The sequence below is a fragment of the Luteibacter sp. UNCMF331Sha3.1 genome, from assembly GCF_900109915.1.
Taxonomy (GTDB): domain Bacteria; phylum Pseudomonadota; class Gammaproteobacteria; order Xanthomonadales; family Rhodanobacteraceae; genus Luteibacter.
Window position 1 is genome coordinate 451,170 of the sequence record NZ_FOBU01000002.1, and the last position, 20,449, is coordinate 471,618.

Consider the following 20,449-nt stretch of genomic DNA (forward strand, 5'->3'; position numbering starts at 1 on the left):
CGTGTGGGAGCGGCCTTGGCCGCGATGGGTGCTTGCCGCAAGCCCCATCGCCAGCAGGCTGGCTCCCACCAAAACTCCTGCGATACCCGCTCGTGTGGGAGCGGCCTCGGCCGCGATGGGTGCTCGCCACGAGACCCCACACAGGCAGGCCCATCCGTTCGCCGCATTTTTGACGGATGACACTTATTTCTTGTCAATTCCTGCGCGTGAACGGCAAAGCGGACCCACGTCACGGAACGTGAAAGTTCGCTCCGAAAAATCGTCCGACTCACCCTATTTAGTATTGTGAGTGTCATTCGCTAGGCGGATGATCCGCCGCGACAGCGTCTGGACGGCTAAACCCTGGGCAGCGGGTTCGAACAGTCCACTCATCGCAAAACGACCGCAGGAAAGCCGGCGACCCATCGCCGGCTATCGGCGTCGTGCGCGCTGCGAACCGCGCTGTTTCCCAACGTGGCTCAAACAGGGGCTTAACCCAATGAAGCGACATCCCGCATCACCCCCGCGTCCGCGGCGAGCAGGACTTTCCGTCCTCGTCGCCATGGCCGTCCTGGGCGTGACCGCGACGGCCCAGGCCGTCACGCTCGCGCCTTCGGATCGCCAGGACATCAACCTCGGCGCGCAGCCGTGGAAGTACACCAAGCAATCCATCGTCAATCCGAACGATCCGACGGTGTACGCACCGCTGCCGAACGGCGACGAAGGCGCGGCGATCGGCTACGACGACAGCAAGTGGCTGACCGTCGGCCTGCCGCACGCCGCCAACGATTTCACGACCTTCATCAACCAGGAGTCCGGCGGTGGCCAGGGCAGCCTGGACGGCGAGACCAGCTGGTATCGCACGAAGCTCGCCGACTCCGCGTCGTATCGCGGCAAGAAGGTGATGGTGGAGTTCGAAGGCGCGCACACGGGCGACCGCGTGTACGTCAACGGCCGCTTCATCCCAGGCACCGGCGTGCTGAACCAGCCGGGCCAGGTCGATGCGCAGGCGACTCACGTGATCGGCTTCCTGCCGCACATCGTCGACCTGACGCCGTTCCTCAAGTTCGACGGCACCGACGTACTGGCGGTGAAGGTCGCGCGTGGAGGCGGCTTCTTCGAAGACCCGGGCTTCTCGGGCTCGTTCCGTTTCGGCCAGGCCGAGGCGGGCATCTTCCGTCCGGTAAAGCTGCACGTCACGAACCTCGTGCACATCCCCGAGAACGTGTACGCGGGCCAGAACACGTGGGGCACCTACGTGGGCACGCAGGCGCTGAGCGCCGACCACAAGCAGGCGACCGTCCGTGTCCAGACCAACGTGGTCAACGAAACGGCGGCCGCCCAGGAAGTCACGCTGACGACGCAGATCGTCGACGCGAACGGCAACGTCGTCGCGACCGATCAGAAGCAGGCGACGCTCGCGCCGCACGTGATCCCGGGTGACGAAAAGCCGGTGTTCGACGAGACGCTGACGGTCAACAACCCGACGCTCTGGTATCCGAACAACAGCCTCGACGGCAAGCCGTACCTCTACAAGGTCTACCACACCGTCAGCATCGACGGGACCGTGGTCGATGCGAAGCAGAGCACGCTCGGCATCCGCACCATCACGTGGGACAAGGATTTCCCGTACGTCAACGGCAAGAAGCAGTACACCTGGGGCGGTTCCGGCCGCTACGACTACCCGGGCCTTGGTTCGTCCGTGCCGGAAGAGCAGCAGTGGCGTGACCTGAAGGATCTCGCCGCCGCCGGCGGTAACCTGTGGCGTCCGGGCCATTCGCCGTCGAGCCCGGAGTTCGTGGAAGCGGCCGACGCGCTCGGCGTGTTCATCGTGCAGCCCAGCGGCGACGGCGAGAACGGCTTCGCGGACCCCTGCAAGGCCGGCGACACGCAGTGCGCCAACATGTGGACGATCAAGCGCGAGGTCCATCGCGACATCGTGATCCGCGATCGCAGCCACCCGTCGATCCTGGCGTGGGAGCACAACAATGGCGTGATGTACACGCCGTTCGCGCAGGAACTGCGCACGCTCGCCCGCACCTGGGACGCGATCGCGCCGCGCGCCGCGGCCGACCGCACGCCCAATGCGGCGAACGGCGACATCCTCAGCTGCTCGAAGGCGGGTTGCGAAACCAACCTGCACCAGACCACCCCGAACAAGCCCGCATGGGGCGCGGAATACTGGGGCGACGGCGTACTGCGTCATTCGTACGACCTCGAACTGGCATTCGCGCTGAACTACCTCGTGCCGTATTCGGAGGCGCGCAAGGCCGGTACGTTCGGCATGGCGCAGTGGTACTTCGCGGATACCCCGGGTGAAACCGTCGAACTGGCCGATGGGCTGGAAGACGATACCCACTGGGTATACGGGTACAAGAACGGTGCCATCGATCACAACGCGGATGGCACGCCGGTCAAGCAGTTCCGGCATAACGCCCGTGGAAACAACGCGTCGATGACGGACGCGAACCGTTTCCCGCGCATGCTCTACTACATCTACCAGTCCGTCTGGGTGCCTTACGACCTGCGTCCGGTGGTGAAGCTCGCCAACCACTGGAATCGTTCGGGCGACATCACGGTCAGCGCGTTCAGCAACTGCCCGAAGGTGCGTCTGCTGATCAATGGCGTGCCGCAGGGCAACGATCAGACCCCCAACCCCTGGGATACGATCGACAAGGTGTCGCAGGTCGCGGAAAACGGACCCCGCGACACGCGCACGGGCCGAATCGTCGGTGCCGACGTCGCGCAGAAGACGACGAAGCTGCCGGGTCAGGTCCACTGGGACGTGAAGTGGCAGGCGGGCACCGCGGTGGCGCAGTGCATCGACACCGTGGGCAACGTCCGGAAGGACGCCAACGGCCTCGACGTCGCCGATACGCTGACGACGGCGGGCACCGCCGACCACATCGAACTCGAGGTGGTGAACACGAAGGATCCGATCGTTCGTCCGGACGGCTCGACCTTCCAGATCACGGCCAACGGCTCCGACGCGGCGTTCATCGTCGCGCGCGTGGTGGACAAGGACGGCAACTGGGTGCCGACGGCATCGCAGAAGGTCACGTTCGACGTCGACAGCGGCGCGTCGCTGGTCACCTATAACGGTGGTACCCAGCAGGCGGTGGATTACAGCGCGGGTGAAGTGCCGGATCAGAACGGCGGCATCGCCGAGCCGATCCATTCGTACCACTCGCCGGGCTCGCACGAGCTGCAGTTCGAAGGCGGTCTGCAGAAGATCGCACTGCGCACGAAGTTCACCACCGGCACGGTCTCGGTCAGCGCTTCGGCGCCGGGTCTGCTTGCTGGCCACACGTCGTTCACGATCAAGGCAGTGCCGCAGGCACCGACGCCGTCGGGTCCGCCGTCGGTCATCGCCAACCCGGTCGACGACAACGTGACCGTCGGCGACACGGGGCACTTTGCCGTGACGGCCTCGGGCGCTCCGCCGCTCAGCTTCACGTGGAAGAAGAACGGCGTCGAGATCGCGGGTGCCACCTCGGCCAGCTACACCACCCCGGCGACGACGCTCGCCGATAACGGCGCGGTCTACACCGTCGTGGTGCACGGCAAGGGTGCCGACCAGGAGTCGAGCCCGGCACGCCTGGGCGTGTTCGCGTTCTCGCCGGTCGTCATCTCGACGCAGCCGGTGGCACAGAACGTCGATGCGGGCCAGACGGCTCACTTCGCGGTGGTCGCGTCCGGTTCGCCGAAGGTGAAGTACCAGTGGTACGCGAACGGTGTCGCGATTCCCAATGCGACCTCGCCGACGTACGACACGGGCCTGCTGACCACGGCCGACAACGCGAAGAAGTTCGAGGTTCTGGTCAACAACTCCAACAGCCAGCAGAAGTCGGACGTCGCGACGCTCACCGTGAACGCGGCCCGTCCGCCGGTGCTCACCGGCGACATGTCGGATGTGCGCGCCAACCCGGGCCAGCCGGCGACCTTCGATGCGTCGAAGATCGTGGCCGGTACCACGCCGTTCCACTACAAGTGGTCGCATGACGGCCAGCCGGTCGGCGACGACCTGCCGACCTTCACGATCGGCGCGGTCCAGCTTTCCGATATCGGTTCGTACAGCGTGACCGTCACCAACTACGTCGATGGCGCCACCGTCACCGCGACGGCGAAGCTCACCCTGGCGCCGCCGGGTGCGAACCTCGCCCGTCAGAAGCAGACGTTGTCGACGGAAGTGGAGAACGTGCAGGGCACGCCCGCATGGGCCGCCGTCGATGGCGACGCGACGACGCGTTGGGCCTCGAAGCAGAAGGTCGACGATGCCTACCTGACCGTGGACCTCGGCAGCTCGCGCACGTTCAACCGCGTGGTGCTGAAGTGGGAGAACGCGCACGCGACCGAGTACAGGATCCAGTATTCGGACAACCCGGATTCGGGCTTCAAGGACGCGTACCACAACAGTGCGAGCGTCGGCGGTACCGAAGACGTCACGTTCGACGCGCCGGTTACCGGTCGCTACGTTCGCATGCAGGGCGTCAAGCGTTCCACCGACTACGGCTACTCGCTGTACGAGTTCGAGGTGTACAACTCGGCCGGTTGCTGCGGCGCGAACGAGCGTTACACCACCACGTCCGGTTCGAAGTTCGTGACCGACACGCTGAGTGGGCTGACCTGGGATCGCGTGCAGCGCGGCTACCAGGACCAGGGCGCGCAGTTCACGCAGTCCATCGCCATCGCCGAGTGCGCGAAGGACGGCATGCGCCTTCCGACCGTGGCGGAAGCGCTGGCCATCAGCGGCCAGAGCTACTCCACCGCCGCCTTCCCGGGTGCGTGGACGACGTGGACCGAAGGTAAGGATCCGACCGATGCGACCTACGCGTTCGTCGTCAGCTCGCTCGGCGTGAAGAGCCGTGCGGTCGCGGAGAACAATCCGGGTCATGCGCTCTGCGTCAAGGGCACGAAGGTCGTTCCCCCGACGATCACGGCGCAGCCGGCGAACCAGAAGGCCGGTGCGGGTCGTTCCGCGCACTTCGCCGTCACGGCGGCGGGCGTGGGTCCGATGTCGTACGACTGGTACAACGTGAGTAAGGACGCCGATGGCGTCGACGTCGAAACGCTGCTTTCGAGCACCGCCGACGGCACCTATGCGACGCCGGCCCTCGTGGCGGCCAACAACGGTGCGCGCGTGCGTGTGAAGGTGGTCAGCGCGCAGGGTCTGTCGACGACCAGCAACGACGTGTTCCTGACGGTCGACAATTCCGGCGATGGCTTCGATCCCGTCTTCGGCGCGCCGGGCAACCAGCAGCCGCAGCAGCCGGGCGATGGCGACAACGGTGGCGGCAACCCGCCGAGCCCCGGTACGCCGGGTGACGGCAAGGGTGGCGTGAACATCGCCATCGGTGCCACGGCGTCGTCGCACGTCGACCCGGAACGCGGCGACCTGGACGTGTCCAAGGCCATCGACGGCAAGTTCGACACGCGCTGGAGCTCCGCTCCGAAGATCGATCCGACCGACTTCGTGCTCGACTTCGGCACGGCGAAGACGTTCGACCACATCATCATGCGGTGGGAAAACGCGGCGTCGGCGAAGTACACGATCGACACGTCGGACGACGGCAACGTGTGGCACACCGTCGTGGGCCCGGTCACGGGCAAGGGCGGCGTCGACACGCAGACGTTCGCCGCGCAGACGGCACGCTTCGTGCGCATGAACAGCACGGCCCGCACCACGGGCTACGGCAACTCGCTGTTCGAGTTCGAGGTGTACCAGGCCGCCGGCCAGCAGCCGGTCGGCGAGCAGCCGCAGACGCAGCCGCAGCAACCGCAGCAGCCGGAGAAGGATCCGGGCGTTCCGGCCGATGGCAACCTTGCGTTCAAGCGCACGGTGCTGGCGTCGGATAGCGAAAACCCGGTGGCGTTCAAGCCGGAGAACGTGAACGACGGCGACGCCGGCACGCGCTGGTCCTCGGAGTTCACCAACGACCAGTGGATCCAGGTCGACCTGGGTTCCGTGAAGACGATCGGCAAGGTGGTGCTCTCGTGGGAGAACGCGCATGCGCTCGCCTACCGCATCGAAACGTCGCTCGACGGCAAGCAGTGGAACGTCGCGTACGACGAAGAGAACAGCCAGGGCGGCGTCGAAACCGTCACGTTCCCGGCCGTCTCGGCACAGTACGTGCGCATGCAGGGCCTGAAGCGCTCCAGCCCCTACGGCTACTCGCTGTGGGAGATGGGCGTGTATGCCGCCAGCGACACCGGCACCCAGCCGGGTAACCCGGGTTCCAACGACCCGTCGCAGGGCTTCGACTACGAGACGTACCCCGGCTTCATCGGTACGCAGCTGCGCAACACGACGAACGGCAAGTGGCGCGACGACCAGATCTTCGTCGCCGTCATCGGTCGCGATCCGAAGTCGCAGGTGTTCTCGTGGGTGAAGCCGGATGGCACGCTGGTCGCCGCGTCCGAACAGGACAACGACGGCCAGGGCCACCTGACCAAGAACGGCCAGAACTACCCGAACTACTTCTTCACGCTCGCGCAGGCCAAGCTGCTCAAGCTGCCGAAGATGGACTCGGGCCGGATCTTCGTCTCGGTCGGTGAACCGATGTACATCAAGATCCTGAAGGCTGCCGACGGCACGATCGGTTTCGCGGGCCCCAACCCGCTCAACGCCACCGATCCGAACATCGGCGTGTACTACGACTGGTACGAGTTCACCTGGAACGACAACGCCATCTTCATCAACACGACGCAGGTCGACCAGTTCTCGATCCCGCTGTCGCTCGATGTATTCGGCGGCAACAAGACCAGGCACGAGTCCTCGGGCATCACGCAGACGCGTGCGCAGATCTTCGCCCAGTACAACCAGGAGGTTCCGGCCGAGTTCCAGCTGGCCGAAGCCGATCCGGTCCGGATCCTGGCACCGGGCAAGGCGGCGTTCGACGCCGGCAAGCCGCAGGAGCACTACTTCGACGATTACATCGACCAGTCGTGGACGTACTACCAGTCCCACGTGCTCGAGATGACGATCGGCGCGAAGAAGTTCGAGGGAACCGTCGTGGACGGCGTGCTGACCTTCGTCCACACCAACTGGAACGAGACCCGCGAACCGAACGAGCCGGAAGGCATGCTGTTCAAGGTGGAGAAGCCGACGACGCAGGCCGTGCTGGAAGGCAAGGACCAGCTCGCCCGTTCGCATGACGCGTGGGGCGTGGAAGGCCAGCTCGAAGCGCAGATCTGCGCCGCGTTCAACCGTCACGTGATGGAAGACACGACGACCTGGAAGGATCCGTCCTCGTACTACCAGCAGTCGCCCGCGAACTACTATTCGCGCTTCTGGCACCTGCATGGCGTGAACGGCAAGGCGTACGGTTTCGCGTACGACGACGTTTCGGACCAGAGCTCGACGCTGATCGAGACCCAGCCGGAGCATCTCGAACTCGGGATCGGTTGGTAAGCCGCCGACGCGGTGAAAAAAGAAAGGGCGGTGGAGAAATCCACCGCCCTTTTCTTTTGTCGTTCCTGTTCCTGGTGATCAGTCGCCCGACGAGGCTTCCAGCTCCTTCAGGATCCGATAGATCTCCCGGAACGCATGCAGCGGCTTGTTCGCCTCGCGCTCGGCCTTCGCCTGGCGCACCAGCGAACGCAGGTGCTGGCGATCGAGATCCGGGTGCTGGTCGAACAGCTCGCCCAGCGCCACGTCGCCGCCTTCGAGCAGACGCTCGCGCTTCGCTTCCAGGCGGTGCATGTGCGCGGCTTCCTGGCGCTGGCGATCGCGGTCTTCGCCCAGCGCGGCGCGCGCGTCCACGAAAGCCTCGTCGCCGTGGCGACGCATCTGCTTGGCGAGGAACGCGAGCTGGCGCTTGCGCGCGATGTGCGCCGTGACCTTACGCGTGCGACCGATCTCCTCGACGATGTCGTCGGGCAGGTTGAGCTTGGGGATGCGGCTGGGCGGCAGTTCCATCAGCTGGCCCGCCAGCTTCAGGATGTCGAGCGCGTTGCGGCGCTTTTCGCTGCGGCTGGGGCCGAGGTCTTCTTCGTCGTCATCGCGCGGACGGTCGTCGAATGGCTTCATGGGAGGAGATCCGTGATGGACTGGAAGTCGTCCGCCTCGCGCTCGAAGGCGAAGCGGGGAAACGTCTTGCCGTCGCGTTCGACGGTTTCGGCGAACATGGCGGCGGGGCGCACCCAGAGCCGGCGCTGATCGTAGAGGTCCTGGTAGATCACCATTTCCTCCATGGTTTCACTGTGCAGGGACGTGCCCAGCACGCGGTAGGGCATGCCCTTGAAGTGGCGGTAATAGCCGACACGGACGCTCATTCGGGAATTCCATGGCACCATGGGTGGTGCGTTGCTTTTGATCGGGCGACGCGACCCCATCTGTCTGGGGATGGCCGCGTACGGCCCGTCATTCTAACTCTCTGCCCCCGGGAAGCCCACGTGAGCCAAGTTGCCGCCCTCGACACCAGCCACCAGGACCTCGACCGCCTCGCCAGCCTGGCCGAGGACACGATCCGCCGCGCGCGGGCCGCGGGGGCCACGCAGGCCGAGGTGTCGGCGAGCATCGACGTCGGGCTGAACGTGAACGTGCGCCTCGGCGAGGTCGAGACGGTCGAGCACACGCGCGATCGCGGCTTCGCGCTCACGGTGTATTTCGGCCAGCGCAAGGGCTCGGCCAGCACGGCGGACCTCAATCCGGATTCCATCCAGGCCACCATCGAACAGGCCTGCGCCATCGCCCGTTTCACCGAGGAAGACCCGGCCGCCGGCCTCGCGGATGCCGATCGCATGGCGACCGCCTTCCCCGATCTCGACCTCTGGCACCCCTGGGACGTCGACGTGGACGGCGCCATCGCGCTGGGCCAGGAAATCGAAGACGCCGGCCGCGCCATCGCGGGCATCACGAATTCCGACGGTTCGAGCGTCAACGCCGGCCAGAGCCTTTCCGTCTACGCGAACTCCCACGGCTTCCGCGGCCGCGAGCGCGGCACCCGGCACTCGTTGTCGGTGGCGCTGATCGCCGGCGACGACGACGGCATGCAACGCGACTACTGGTACGACAGCCAGCGTCGCGCATCGGATTTCATGGACGCGGGCGAGCTCGGCCGCAAGGCCGCCGAGCGTACGCTGTCGCGCCTGGGCGCGCGTCGCCTCGGCACGCGACAGGCGCCGGTGCTGTTCGCGCCGGAGGTATCCCGCTCGCTCCTCGGCCACCTGCTCGGGGCGATCAGCGGCGGCTCGCTGTATCGCCGCTCGAGCTTCCTGCTCGATCACGCCGGCAAGCAGATCCTGCCGTCGTGGTTCCGTCTCGACGAGAAACCGCTCGTGCCTCGGGGCATGGGGTCGTCCGTGTTCGATGCCGAGGGTGTCGCGACCGTCGACTCGCCGCTGGTCGTCGATGGCGTGCTCCAGCGTTACGTGCTGGGCAGCTATTCGGCACGCAAGCTGGGTCTTGCGAGCACCGGCAATGCCGGTGGCGTGCACAACCTCTTCGTGAAGACGGGCGACGACGATTTCGCGGGCATGCTGCGCAAACTCGGCACGGGCCTTCTCGTCACCGAGGTGATGGGGCAGGGCGTGTCGATTGTCACGGGCGACTATTCGCGCGGCGCCTCCGGTTTCTGGGTCGAGAACGGCCAGATCGCGTTCCCGGTCGAAGAGATCACCATCGCGGCCAACCTTCGCGACATGTACGCGAATCTGGTGGCCGTCGGCGCCGATGTCGATCGCCGCTCGCACCTCCTGACCGGATCGTGGCTGATCGAGACCATGACCATCGCGGGCGAGTGAAGACCATGTGCCGTCCGTCGTCTTGACAGGCGACTGGGCGGAACGGACAGTGGGCGCGACATCGCCCACGGAGTTCCGCCATGAGTACGCCGTCCGATCAGATCCCGCCGTCGCCGCCGCCGACCCCTCCGCCCTACGAGCCCCCGGGTTCCGCCGTCGTCAACGCGGACGACCGGAACATCGCGATGCTCACGCATCTGTCCGGTCTCATCTTCAGCATCATCGTCCCGCTGATCGTCTGGCTGATCCACAAGGATCGCGCCGACAAGGCGTACCTCGTGACCGAAGCGAAGGAAGCCCTCAACTTCCAGATCACCGTGCTCATCGGCTACGTGATCTGCTGGGTGCTCACCGTGATCGTCATCGGCGCGTTCCTCACGCCGCTGCTGTGGCTGTTCAACCTGGTGTTCTGCATCGTCGCGGCCATCCGCGTCAGCCAGACCGGCAGCTACCGCTACCCGTTCACGCTGCGCCTGATCGCCTGATCAGCGGGTGACGCGCTCCCCCGTGGGAGCGCGCTCGCGCGCGATGGGTGCTTGCGACAAGCACCCATCGCGGCCAAGGCCGCTCCCACACGACGAGCCGACCTGCGGCAGAGTGCCGTCCTAATGCCCGCGCGTGGCCGAATAGCGCGCCAGCGCGGCGAGCCATGCGCCGCGTTCGCCCAAGGGGGCAATGGCTTCCAGCGCATCGTCGACCAGGGCCGCGAGTCGCTCGCGCGACGCCTCCAGTCCGATAATGGATGGAAAGGTCGGCTTGTCGGCGGCCGCGTCCTTGCCGGCGGTCTTGCCGATCACGGCGGACTCGCCCTCGACATCGAGGATGTCGTCGCGCACCTGGAACGCGAGGCCGACCGCGTGGCCGTAGCGATCGAGACGGGCGAACATCGCCTCGTCGTCGCAGCCGGCGGCCAGCGCGCCGAGACGGATGGAGGCGCGGATGAGCGCGCCGGTCTTGTAGGCATGCATGCGCTCGAGCTCATCGAGCGTCAGCGTGTGTCCGACGCCCGCGAGGTCGAACGCCTGGCCGCCGGCCATGCCTTCCGCACCGCAGGCCAGGCCGAGCGTGCGGAGCATCGCGATGCGCCGCCGTGCGTCGTCGTCGCCATCGGATCCGGTCGCCAGCAGCTCGAACGCGAGCGCCTGCAGCGCGTCGCCCGCGAGGATCGCCATGGCCTCGCCGAAGACGATGTGGCAGGTGGGGCGACCGCGGCGCAGCGCGTCGTCGTCCATCGCCGGCAGGTCGTCGTGGACGAGCGAGTACGCGTGGATGATCTCCACCGCGCAGGCCGGCGCGTCGAGGATCGCGCCGTCGCAGCCAAGCGCCTGCCCGGCGGCGTAGACGAAGAGAGGGCGCAGGCGCTTTCCGCCGCCCAGTACCGCGTATCGCATGGCGCGGTGGAGATCGGTGGGCGGGAGGTCTTCGGCGGGGAGCGCGCGCGCGAGCGCGTCGTCGGCGCGTCCGACCAGCGCCTTGAGCGGCGCCGGCAGGTCAGTCGATGCGGGAGTCAAAGGGTTCGGCGGTGTCGGGGGCTTGGGGGTCGAGCAGCAGGCGGACGCGCAGTTCGGCCTGCTCCAGCGCCGTCTGGCAGTGCCGGTAGAGGCCGATGCCGCGTTCGAACGACTTCAGCGATTCGTCGAGGCTGAGCTCGCCGCCTTCCATGCGCGTGACCAATTGTTCGAGTTCGTCGAGCGAGTGCTCGAACTCGGCGATGGACGACGCGGGTACGGGGGCGGCAGGAGACTTCGGCATGCGCGCAAAGCTAGCTCACATGGCCGTTGCGATCAATCGCCGCGATGACGCGCGGTGCGCGCGCAGGGCGCGCATATGATTGAATGCGCAAGGATTATCGCGCGGTTATGTCGACTTCGTCATGCCCGCCCGAGGGTGCGATCGCTATGCTCTCCCGATGGCTTGCATCGCAGGACGATCGATCATGGTTCCGAAGTTCATGGGCATCGCGCTGGCACTGGCGTCGATGGCCGGCATCGCGCATGCCGAAAAGACGGCCTCCGCGAAGGCCGACGTGCTCGTCAGGACGGATGCCTCGTGGAACGGGGTGGCGTACACGGCCTACACGACGGGCCGACCCGAGCTGACGGTACTGAAGATGACGATTCCCGCGCACACCGCGCTGCCGTGGCATACCCACCCCATTCCGAACGCGGCATACGTCCTGTCGGGCTCGATCACGGTCGAGGACAAGGCCTCGGGCCGGAAGCAGGCGTTCCACGCCGGGGAGGCGCTGGCGGAAGAGGTGGGTCAGGTCCATCGCGGCGTCACGGGCGACGAGCCCGCGGTGCTCGTCGTCACCTATGCGGGCACCCCGGGCACGCCGACCTTCGTTCCCGAGCAGGGGCAGAAGCCCGAGTATTGAGAGGCTGGCTCACACTTCGACGGCGGGGCGTTTCAGACCTCGGCGCCGCGCAGCCAGCGTGGCCGGGCGCCGATGCCGTCGAAGAGCACCGCCGCGTCGTCGCTGACCCAGCGATCGCCCACCGCCATCAGGCGGCCCTCGTCGTCGACGATGAGCGGCATGCACGGGCGATCCCACGGCGGCACGCCACCGCGCTGGAAGAGGTCGCGCAGTTCGCGCGTGTGCCTGTCGCCGACGGGGCGCAACGTTTCGCCGCCGCGCCGGTAGCGGACCGTGAACGCCTGTGGCAGGCGCGCGTCGCCGAGTGTCAGGACACCGCCGCCTGGCAGGTCGAGTGCCTCGCCATGCCAGGATGATTCCCACTGCGCGTCGAACGGCCCTGAGCGCGCGAGCGCCCAGAGGCGGCCGCGCCAGACGCGCACCTCGGTATCCAGCCAGCCCATCCGGGGCAGGCGATCGGCGGCGGCGTCGCGTATCTGGCGCTCCAGCGCTTCCCGTTGTCCGCTCGTCGGCGCCTGCCGTCCCGCATCGTGCAACCACTGGTCGAGCACCGGCCAGCGCAGCGCCGGGGGCAGGGCGAGCCAGCCCGGTGCGTCGAGACTGCCGTCGCGCGCGCGCAGCGCGTCGAGCGCCGGAGCCCAGGCGTCGCGGAGCGCGTCGGCGGCCTCGCGGCACAGCCGCGCGCTGTGCACGATGCTGCGCGACGCCTGCGGCCAGAGTTCGCCGAGCGCGGGCATCACGGTCGAGCGGAGGAAGGCCCGCGCGACGCGCGGATCGTCGTTGGACGGGTCGTGCACGGTGTCGAGGCCATGCAGCGCCACGTGGGCGAGCAGCGTCTCGCGCGGGAGGTCGAGCAGCGGTCGCCATTGCTCGCCCGCGCCGAGCGGTCGCCGCTCGCGCATGCCGCCGAGGCCTTCGGGGCCGGCGCCGCGCAGCAGTTTGAGCAACACGGTTTCGACCTGGTCGTCGCGATGGTGGGCGAGCACGAGTCGCTCGCCTTCCCGGAGCCGGGCCATGAAGGCTCCGCGCCGCGCGCGCCGTGCCGCGGCTTCGACGCCTTCGCCCCGGCTCAGGTCCACCGTGACGCGGAGGGATTCGAACGGCACGTCGAGCGATTCGCAGAACCGCCGGCAATGCATCGCCCAGATACCGCTTTCCGCGTGCAGGCCGTGGTCCACGTGCAGCGCGCGCATGGCCGGTCGCGGCGAGCGCGTGGCGAGGGCGTGCAGCAACGCGGTCGAATCGGGGCCGCCGCTGTACGCCACGACGAGCGCGAGCGGGCCCTGATCGTCGAGGGCCGCGTCGAGGTGTTCGCCGAGCGTGGAAGTCATTTGCCCTTGGCTTTGACGCGTACGAACAGATGCTTCGCATTGCCGATCTGGCGGTCTTCCATGTCGAACAGGCCGACCGCGTTGATCAGTCCGCTGAATTTCGAGTACCCGTAATCGCGTGGATCGAATTCGGGCGACCGCTTGTTGACGATGCTGCCGACGGCACCGAGCGATGCCCAGCCGTTCTCGTCCGACGAGGCGTCGATGGCATTGCGCAACATGTTCATGAGCTTCGTGTCGCCGCGTAGTTCGTTCGGCGTCTTCTTCGCCTTCGGTTCTTCGGGCTCGCTTTCCACCGTACCCACGAGGCGATCGGTGTAGATGAACTTGTCGCACGCCGAGACGAACGGCTGCGGCGTCTTGCGTTCACCGAACCCGTACACGGTAAGGCCCGCTTCGCGGATGCGCGAGGCGAGACGCGTGAAGTCGCTGTCGCTGGACACGATGCAGAAGCCGTCGAAGCGCGACGAATAGAGCAGGTCCATGGCGTCGATGATCATCGCCGAGTCCGTCGCGTTCTTGCCCGACGTGTAGGCGAACTGCTGGATCGGCTGGATGGAATGGTCGAGCAGCACCGACTTCCAGCCACCGAGGTTCGGGGCCGTCCAGTCGCCGTAGATGCGCTTGACGTGCGCGGTGCCGAATTTCGCGACCTCCGCGAGCAGTCCGTCCACGATGGCCGGTCGCGCGTTGTCCGCGTCGATCAGGACCGCAAGCTTGTCGGTGACGTCGTTGGCCATGGTCGGGACCGGTGTGGAGAGTGGCCTGATCGTACAACCTTCGCCCGGACCGGATCGCAGAGTGGGAGCCAGCTAGCTGGCGATGGGAGCTCGCGGCAAGCTCCCATCGCCAGCAGGCTGGCTCCCACCAAGAGCAGAGCGATCAGCCTTCGCTGAACGCGCCGTACCCACGCAGGCGCTGGTAGCGCTTCTCGAGCAGCGTTTCGAGCGGCAGCGCTTCCAGGGCGTCGAGCTCGTTGAGGAGCACGGCCTTCAGGCGCACGGCCATCGACTGCGGATTGCGATGGGCGCCGCCGAGCGGCTCGCGGACGATCTTGTCGATCAGGCCGTTCTCGAGAAGACGCGGCGCCGTGAGGCCCATGACCTCGGCGGCGTCCTTCGCCTTGTCCGCGCTCTTCCAGAGGATGGAGGCGCAGCCTTCCGGCGTGATGACCGAATAGGTGGAGTACTGGAGCATCAGCGTGCGGTCGCCGACGCCGATGGCCAGCGCGCCGCCCGAGCCGCCTTCGCCCGTGACGGTGCAGATGACCGGGACGCGCAGTTCCGCCATTTCCAGCAGGTTGCGGGCGATGGCTTCAGACTGGCCGCGTTCTTCCGCGTTGATGCCCGGCCACGCGCCGGCGGTGTCGATGAACGTGAAGACCGGGATGTGGAACTGCTCGGCCATCTTGAACAGGCGCAGTGCCTTGCGATAGCCCTCGGGGCGCGGCATGCCGAAGTTACGCTTCACCTTGGTCTTGGTGTCGCGACCCTTCTGGTGGCCGACGATCATGATCGAGCGGCCGTTGATGCGGGCGAGGCCGCCCACGATGGCCTGGTCGTCCGCGAACATGCGGTCGCCCTTCAGCTCGTGGAATTCCTCGCACATGCCCTGGATGTAGTCGAGCGTGTACGGCCGCGCGGGATGGCGCGATACCTGGCTGACCTGCCACGGCGTGAGGTTGCGGAAGATCTCGGCGGTCTTCACCTTGAGCTTCTCGCGGAGCCGGCCGACTTCTTCGTCGATGTTGAACGCCTGCCCGCTGCTGGCATGGCGGAGCTCTTCGATCTTCGCCTCCAGTTCGGCGATGGGTTGTTCGAAATCGAGGAAGTTGGGATTCATGGAGTCGGCGCTTCGGACAAGACCGCTGATTATACCCATCTGCGAAACATCGCCGTGTGCGCCAGGGTACGGAACCTGGCGCAGCGGCTAAGTCGCTGACTGAGAAAGCCTTCCGTCGGAGGCGGGCCGTGTTGGCCCGCCCGGGACATCAGCCTTCGATGTCCGTATCGGCGGACTGGACGAGGAAGACGTCGTCCACCTGCACGACCGAACTCGCGCCTTCGTTATCGATCTCGATCATGACGTGGGCGGGGGCGGGATAGGCCTTGCCGTCGACCAGCAGTTCGACCTCGGTCCACTCGTGGTGTCGCGCAGTGGTGGTGATCGCACCGAGCTTCGCGCCCCGCACGCCCGCGGCGTTGCTCATGGACAGCGTGGCGCGCACCGGCGCGTCGTGGCTTTCCGACAGCAGCCGGAAGCGCAGCACGTAGCTGGCATCCTTGCTGAGCGTGCCGAAGTCGGCGTACACCGCCTGCTTCAGGCGGGAGCCGCCGCGAATGGCGGCGTACTGGTTGCCGGTCGCGTCGCCGCCGCGCGAGACGTCGCCCTCGGCGGCCCAGCCGTCGAGCGTGTCGAAGGTCGGCTGCTTTACCGGGAGGCGGCACGCGTCGAAGACTTCGGACGAGTTGCAGGACGGGAGACCGGCCGGCGACGGGCCGATGTGCGTGAAGCCGGTCGACGAAAGGCTGCCGGCGAACGCGGTACCGGCGAGGGTGGCGGCGCAGAGGCCAGCGGCGATGAAGGCCAGGGAGGTATGACGGGTCATGGTGTTGTCCGTGTCTTGGGGAAGGGAGCGCCTGAGCGCTTGCGGAATCCGATTCCGCCCCCGGATTAAAGCTTAGTTGTCATCTGCCATGGGCGCCGCTTACGTGACACGAGCGGCACGCCTACGCTGCGGATCGGCTCACGCGAAACTGCTCGCCCCGCCCGGCATCAATCGGCCGGGCGCACCATGCGCAGCTCCGCACCGAGCACGCCGGGCAGCGTGCGCAACGTGCGCACGAGATCGGGCACGGCGCGTACGCGCCATGCGTCGCCGAGTTCGAGGCTGGCCTGTCCGACCGCGTTGCGGTAGCCGGCGAGCAGCAGCGGCGTACGGCCGCCGCGATACGCCATCAGCGCCTGGCGCAGGTGCAGCGGGAAGTCCGGACCGACGCCGTTGAGTTTCAGCGTGAGCAGCCGGCCGAAGTGCTCCATCGCATCGGACAGCGCGTATGCCTTGCGCGCGCGCAATTGGTAGCCACCCGCGAAATCGTCGATACGCAGGCCGCCCTCGACGACGATCATCGTGCCGCGGGTGAGCAGATGCGCCGACTCGCTCAACACCTCGCGGAAGAAACTGGTTTCCAGCAGCCCGGTCGCGTCTTCGACCTGCACGAACGCGTCGCTCTCGCCGCGTTTGCGCACGCCGACCACCATGCCGGCCACGGTCCACGGCGTTTCCGGCCCGCGCCGGAAACGGCTGGCGTTCTCGTCGTCGTCGTTCCGGCGCGGCTTCGGCGGCTGGTAACGCTGCGGAATCTCGCCGATGGGGCAGCTCGAGAGCTGGCCGAGCTCGGCCTTCCACGGATCCGTCGGATGGCCGGAAAGGTAGTGACCGAGCGTATCGAGTTCGCCCTGCAGCAGCTGCTCGAGCGGCCACTCGGGTACGGAGCCGGTCAGCTCGATGATGCTGGGTGCCTCGGCCTGGCCGAAGGCGTTGCCGAAGATGTCGACCTGGCCCGACGCGCGATTCTTCGCCTCCTGATCGGCGGCGCGCATCGCTTCCGGGATGTGCATGATCAGCGTGGCGCGGTTCTCGCCCAGGGCGTCGAGCGCGCCCGACTGCACCAGTGCTTCCATCGTGCGCTTGTTGAGCTTGTTCGAGCCGACACGCTGGCAGAAATCGACCAGGCCGCGATACGGGCCGCGCGCGCTGCGCTCGGCGACGATCTCTTCGCAGATGCCCTGGCCGACGCCCTTGATGGCGCCGAGGCCGTAGCGGACGACTTTCGGTTCCACCGCTTCGAACATGTACGTCGACGCGTTGACGTCCGGCGGCAGCACGGTGATGCCGATGGCGCGCGTCTCGTCGAGGAAGGTCACCGCCTTCTCGGTGTTGTCCATGTCCGACGAGATCGTCGCGGCCATGAATTCGGCGGGGTAGTGGGCCTTCAGCCACGCGGTCTGGTACGACACCAGCGCGTAAGCGGCCGCGTGCGACTTGTTGAAGCCGTAACCGGCGAACTTCTCCATGAGGTCGAAGATCGCGTCGGCCTTGTCGCCCTCGATCCCGTCCTTCGCCGCACCCTCGCGGAACGTCGCGCGGTGCTTGACCATCTCCTCGGCTTTCTTCTTGCCCATCGCGCGGCGCAGCAGGTCGGCGCCGCCGAGCGTGTAGCCGCCGACGATCTGCGCCATCTGCATCACCTGCTCCTGGTAGACCATGATGCCGTAGGTCTCTTTCAGGATCGGTTCGACGCGGGGATCGGGGTACTCCACGGCTTCCTTGCCGTGCTTGCGCGCGCAGAAGCTGGGGATCAGGTCCATCGGGCCGGGGCGGTACAGCGCCACCAGCGCCACGATGTCCTCGAAGCGGTCGGCCTGCGCGTCCTTGAGCATGCCCTGCATGCCGCGCGATTCGAGCTGGAAGACCGCGACCGTCTGCGCTTTCTTGAGCAGGTCGTAGACCTTGGGATCGTCGAGCGGCAACGACTCGATGACGAGCGGCTCGGTGCCTTCCTTCGCGCGGCGGCGATTGATCGCCTTCACCGCCCAGTCGATGATCGTGAGCGTGCGCAGGCCGAGGAAGTCGAACTTCACGAGGCCGACAGCCTCGACGTCGTCCTTGTCGTACTGCGTGACCACGCCTTCGCCGCTCGGTTCGCAGTACAGCGGCGCGAAGTCGGTCAGCGGCGTGGGCGCGATGACGACGCCGCCCGCGTGCTTGCCGGCATTTCGCGTCAGGCCTTCGAGGCTGAGCGCGAGGTCGATCAGCGTGCGCGATTCTTCTTCGGTGTCGTAGACGTCGCAGAACTCGCGCACGACGCGGTCGGGTTCTTTCTTCGCTTTCTCCGTGCGGCCGAGCGCGTCGCCGAGCGTGAGGTCGAGCGGCCGGTTGGGGATCAGCTTCGCGAGCCGGTCGACCTGGCCGTAGCCCATGCCCAGCACGCGGCCGGAGTCGCGCAGCACGGCCTTCGCGGCCATCGAGCCGTAGGTGATGATCTGGCTGACGTGGTCGCGCCCGTACTTGCGCGCGACGTAGTCGATCACCTCGTCGCGGCGGTCCATGCAGAAGTCGATGTCGAAGTCGGGCATCGACACGCGTTCGGGATTGAGGAAGCGCTCGAACAGCAGCTCGAACTGGAGGGGATCCAGATCGGTGATCTTCAGCACCCACGCCACGAGCGAGCCCGCACCCGAACCGCGGCCGGGGCCGACGGGAATGCCGTTCTGCTTACCCCAGTTGATGAAGTCCGCCACGATGAGGAAGTAGCCCGGAAAGCCCATCCGGATGATGACGTCGACTTCGCGGTCGAGGCGCGCCTGATAATCCTCGCGCGTCTTGCCGGGCGCGATGGGATGCGTCGCGAGACGCTCCTCGAGGCCCTGCTGGGCCTGTTCGCGGATGAACGTATCGAGCGTGTGGCCCTCGGGCACCGGGAAGTTCGGCAGGTAGTACGTGCCGAACTCCAGTTCGAGGTTGCAGCGCTTGACCAGTTCGACCGTGTTCTCGAGCGCCTCGGGAATGTCGGCGAACAAGGCCTCCATCTCGCCGGACGACTTGAAGTACTGCTCTTCGCTGTAATCGCGCGGACGCTTGGGATCGGCCAGCACGCGACCCTGGTTGATGCACGTGCGCGCCTCGTGCGACTCGAAGCCGTCGCGCGCCAGGAAGCGCACGTCGTTGCTGGCGATGACGGGCAGCGCGTAGTCGCCGGCGAGCGCCATCGCGGCTCGCACCCAGTGTTCTTCGTTCTCGCGGCCCGTGCGGGTCAGTTCCAGGTACAGGCGGTCGGGGAAGATGCGGACGAGCGCGTCGAGGCGCGCGCCCGCGGCCGCGAGGCCCGTGCCGAGCGCGACGCGCGCCACGTCGCTTTCGCGGCCGGCGATGGCGATCAGGCCGCGCACGGTGTCCGGTGTCATCCATGCGGCGTCGACGAGCGCGCGGCCGGTGCCCTGGCCTTCGCGCCACGCGCGGGAGACCAGCCGCGACAGGTTCAGGTAGCCGTCGCGATCCTGGCAGAGCAGCGTGAGACGCGACGGGCGCGGATCGGCCGGATGCGAGACCCAGATGTCGCAACCCGCGATCGGCTTGATGCCGGCCGCGGCGCACTGCTTGTAGAACTTCACCAGACCGAAGAGGTTGTTCTCGTCGGTCAGTGCGACGGCAGGCATGCCTTCGCGCACGCAGGCCGCGACCAGCTGCTTGATGCGGATGGTCGAGTCGACCAGCGAATACTCGCTGTGCAGGTGGAGGTGGGCGAAACGGACGGACATGGATGGTGCCTGGTAGGCCACCGGTGAGGCTAACCGGGAGGGGGTGCCGGAGCAAGAATTGACATGCCGGAAAAGCGCCCCCATGCGCGGGAACCGTCAGCGCATGTGGGCATCCGGATGTTCGATGAACCAGAGTCCCGCGAAGAGCTTGGCGTCGATCGAGTAGCCCTCCTGAGCGCGCTGGAACAGCCAGCGGCCGGCCTCCGACCGCGGCACCTCATGCACCGTGATGTTCTCGGTCTCGTCGCCGCCGCCGGCGCCAACCTTCTCCAGGTCCCACGCCCGCGCGAACGCGATCATTTCCGTGCTCATGCCGGACGACGAGGGGCCCTCGTGCACGAATTCGATCCGGCCACACGCGTAGCCGGTTTCTTCTTCCAGTTCGCGGCGCGCGGCAAGCAGGACGTCCTCTTCCTCGGAGCCGGCGATGTCGCCCACCAGGCCGGCGGGCATCTCGATCGTGTTCTGCAGGATCGAGACCCGGTATTGCTCGACGAAGATCACCTTGTCGTCCGGCGTCACGGCGAGAATGATGACCGCGCCGCCCGGGTTGTTCCGCGCCGCGTACTCCCAGCGACCGCGTTTCTTCAGCGTCAGCCACTTACCCGTGAACAGCGTTTCCTCGGGTGCGCTGGCGTCGTCGGGAACGTGGGACGCGTGGGGCAGCGTGCTGTTCTGCATGGGCGGGCTCCTTGGG

14 protein-coding genes are annotated in these 20,449 nt (G+C 67.0%); 4 read left to right on the forward strand and 10 right to left on the reverse strand.

Annotated elements, in window-relative coordinates; translation table 11 throughout:
* The first annotated feature begins 556 nt into the window (after positions 1–556).
* Complete coding sequence (locus tag BMX32_RS10350; RefSeq protein ID WP_170843628.1) at positions 557–7,390, forward strand: beta-1,3-glucanase family protein; 6,834 nt, start codon at positions 557–559, stop codon at positions 7,388–7,390.
* Positions 7,391–7,468: 78 nt separating this feature from the next.
* Here the strand turns inward: BMX32_RS10350 and yjgA are convergent, their stop codons facing one another.
* Both yjgA and BMX32_RS10360 read right to left on the reverse strand, forming a co-directional pair.
* Positions 7,469–8,008 carry a ribosome biogenesis factor YjgA gene (yjgA, locus tag BMX32_RS10355; RefSeq protein WP_089978343.1) on the reverse strand — a complete coding sequence of 180 codons (540 nt, stop codon included), beginning with the start codon at positions 8,006–8,008 and terminating at the stop codon, positions 7,469–7,471.
* Positions 8,005–8,253, reverse strand: a complete 249-nt coding sequence (locus tag BMX32_RS10360) for a DUF1653 domain-containing protein (protein ID WP_089978346.1) — start codon at positions 8,251–8,253, stop codon at positions 8,005–8,007. The genes yjgA and BMX32_RS10360 overlap by 4 nt, the downstream gene beginning before the upstream one ends.
* Before the next feature lie 120 nt (positions 8,254–8,373).
* Here BMX32_RS10360 and pmbA point away from each other — a divergent pair, with 120 nt between their 5' ends.
* Together pmbA and BMX32_RS10370 are read left to right on the forward strand one after the other, a co-directional pair.
* The gene (gene pmbA, locus BMX32_RS10365; protein WP_089978348.1) at positions 8,374–9,723 is read left to right on the forward strand and encodes a metalloprotease PmbA; all 1,350 of its coding nucleotides are present in this window, start codon (positions 8,374–8,376) and stop codon (positions 9,721–9,723) included.
* Positions 9,724–9,803: 80 nt separating this feature from the next.
* The gene (locus BMX32_RS10370; protein ID WP_089978351.1) at positions 9,804–10,208 is read left to right on the forward strand and encodes a DUF4870 domain-containing protein; all 405 of its coding nucleotides are present in this window, start codon (positions 9,804–9,806) and stop codon (positions 10,206–10,208) included.
* A 120-nt stretch (positions 10,209–10,328) separates the two neighbouring features.
* On the opposite strand, the gene ispA is transcribed toward BMX32_RS10370, so the two are convergent.
* Both ispA and BMX32_RS10380 read right to left on the reverse strand, forming a co-directional pair.
* Positions 10,329–11,234 (reverse strand): (2E,6E)-farnesyl diphosphate synthase, encoded by a 906-nt coding sequence (gene ispA, locus BMX32_RS10375; RefSeq protein ID WP_089978354.1) that lies wholly within the window; start codon positions 11,232–11,234, stop codon positions 10,329–10,331.
* Complete coding sequence (locus BMX32_RS10380) at positions 11,215–11,475, reverse strand: exodeoxyribonuclease VII small subunit (protein WP_089978357.1); 261 nt, start codon at positions 11,473–11,475, stop codon at positions 11,215–11,217. Before BMX32_RS10380 ends, ispA begins: the two co-directional genes overlap by 20 nt.
* 184 nt (positions 11,476–11,659) lie before the next feature.
* Here BMX32_RS10380 and BMX32_RS10385 point away from each other — a divergent pair, with 184 nt between their 5' ends.
* Complete coding sequence (locus BMX32_RS10385; RefSeq protein WP_211664205.1) at positions 11,660–12,100, forward strand: cupin domain-containing protein; 441 nt, start codon at positions 11,660–11,662, stop codon at positions 12,098–12,100.
* Positions 12,101–12,132: 32 nt separating this feature from the next.
* Here the strand turns inward: BMX32_RS10385 and tilS are convergent, their stop codons facing one another.
* The 6 genes from tilS to BMX32_RS10415 all read right to left on the reverse strand — a co-directional run bounded on the left by tilS (position 12,133) and on the right by BMX32_RS10415 (position 20,433).
* Positions 12,133–13,431, reverse strand: a complete 1,299-nt coding sequence (gene tilS / locus BMX32_RS10390; RefSeq protein WP_089978361.1) for a tRNA lysidine(34) synthetase TilS — start codon at positions 13,429–13,431, stop codon at positions 12,133–12,135.
* Positions 13,428–14,171, reverse strand: coding sequence for an NYN domain-containing protein (locus BMX32_RS10395; protein ID WP_089978363.1), 744 nt, complete (start codon positions 14,169–14,171; stop codon positions 13,428–13,430). Before BMX32_RS10395 ends, tilS begins: the two co-directional genes overlap by 4 nt.
* A 142-nt stretch (positions 14,172–14,313) precedes the next feature.
* Positions 14,314–15,273, reverse strand: a complete 960-nt coding sequence (locus BMX32_RS10400) for an acetyl-CoA carboxylase carboxyltransferase subunit alpha (protein WP_089978366.1) — start codon at positions 15,271–15,273, stop codon at positions 14,314–14,316.
* A 148-nt stretch (positions 15,274–15,421) separates the two neighbouring features.
* Positions 15,422–16,039 (reverse strand): hypothetical protein, encoded by a 618-nt coding sequence (locus tag BMX32_RS10405; protein WP_089978369.1) that lies wholly within the window; start codon positions 16,037–16,039, stop codon positions 15,422–15,424.
* Positions 16,040–16,206: 167 nt separating this feature from the next.
* Positions 16,207–19,752, reverse strand: coding sequence for a DNA polymerase III subunit alpha (dnaE, locus tag BMX32_RS10410; RefSeq protein WP_089978372.1), 3,546 nt, complete (start codon positions 19,750–19,752; stop codon positions 16,207–16,209).
* A 96-nt stretch (positions 19,753–19,848) separates the two neighbouring features.
* Positions 19,849–20,433: an NUDIX hydrolase gene (locus BMX32_RS10415; RefSeq protein ID WP_089978374.1), complete on the reverse strand. Its 585-nt coding sequence runs from the start codon at positions 20,431–20,433 to the stop codon at positions 19,849–19,851.
* Positions 20,434–20,449: the final 16 nt, after the last annotated feature.

Excerpts from the sequence above, each read along its gene's own strand:
- tilS (WP_089978361.1), bottom strand. The coding sequence starts at position 13,431 with ATGACTTCCACGCTCGGCGAACACCTCGACGCGGCCCTCGACGATCAG.
- yjgA (WP_089978343.1), bottom strand. The coding sequence starts at position 8,008 with ATGAAGCCATTCGACGACCGTCCGCGCGATGACGACGAAGAAGACCTC.
- BMX32_RS10400 (WP_089978366.1), bottom strand. The coding sequence starts at position 15,273 with ATGAATCCCAACTTCCTCGATTTCGAACAACCCATCGCCGAACTGGAG.
- BMX32_RS10395 (WP_089978363.1), bottom strand. The coding sequence starts at position 14,171 with ATGGCCAACGACGTCACCGACAAGCTTGCGGTCCTGATCGACGCGGAC.
- BMX32_RS10385 (WP_211664205.1), top strand. The coding sequence starts at position 11,660 with ATGGTTCCGAAGTTCATGGGCATCGCGCTGGCACTGGCGTCGATGGCC.
- dnaE (WP_089978372.1), bottom strand. The coding sequence starts at position 19,752 with ATGTCCGTCCGTTTCGCCCACCTCCACCTGCACAGCGAGTATTCGCTG.
- BMX32_RS10405 (WP_089978369.1), bottom strand. The coding sequence starts at position 16,039 with ATGACCCGTCATACCTCCCTGGCCTTCATCGCCGCTGGCCTCTGCGCC.
- BMX32_RS10360 (WP_089978346.1), bottom strand. The coding sequence starts at position 8,253 with ATGAGCGTCCGTGTCGGCTATTACCGCCACTTCAAGGGCATGCCCTAC.
- BMX32_RS10380 (WP_089978357.1), bottom strand. The coding sequence starts at position 11,475 with ATGCCGAAGTCTCCTGCCGCCCCCGTACCCGCGTCGTCCATCGCCGAG.
- BMX32_RS10370 (WP_089978351.1), top strand. The coding sequence starts at position 9,804 with ATGAGTACGCCGTCCGATCAGATCCCGCCGTCGCCGCCGCCGACCCCT.
- BMX32_RS10415 (WP_089978374.1), bottom strand. The coding sequence starts at position 20,433 with ATGCAGAACAGCACGCTGCCCCACGCGTCCCACGTTCCCGACGACGCC.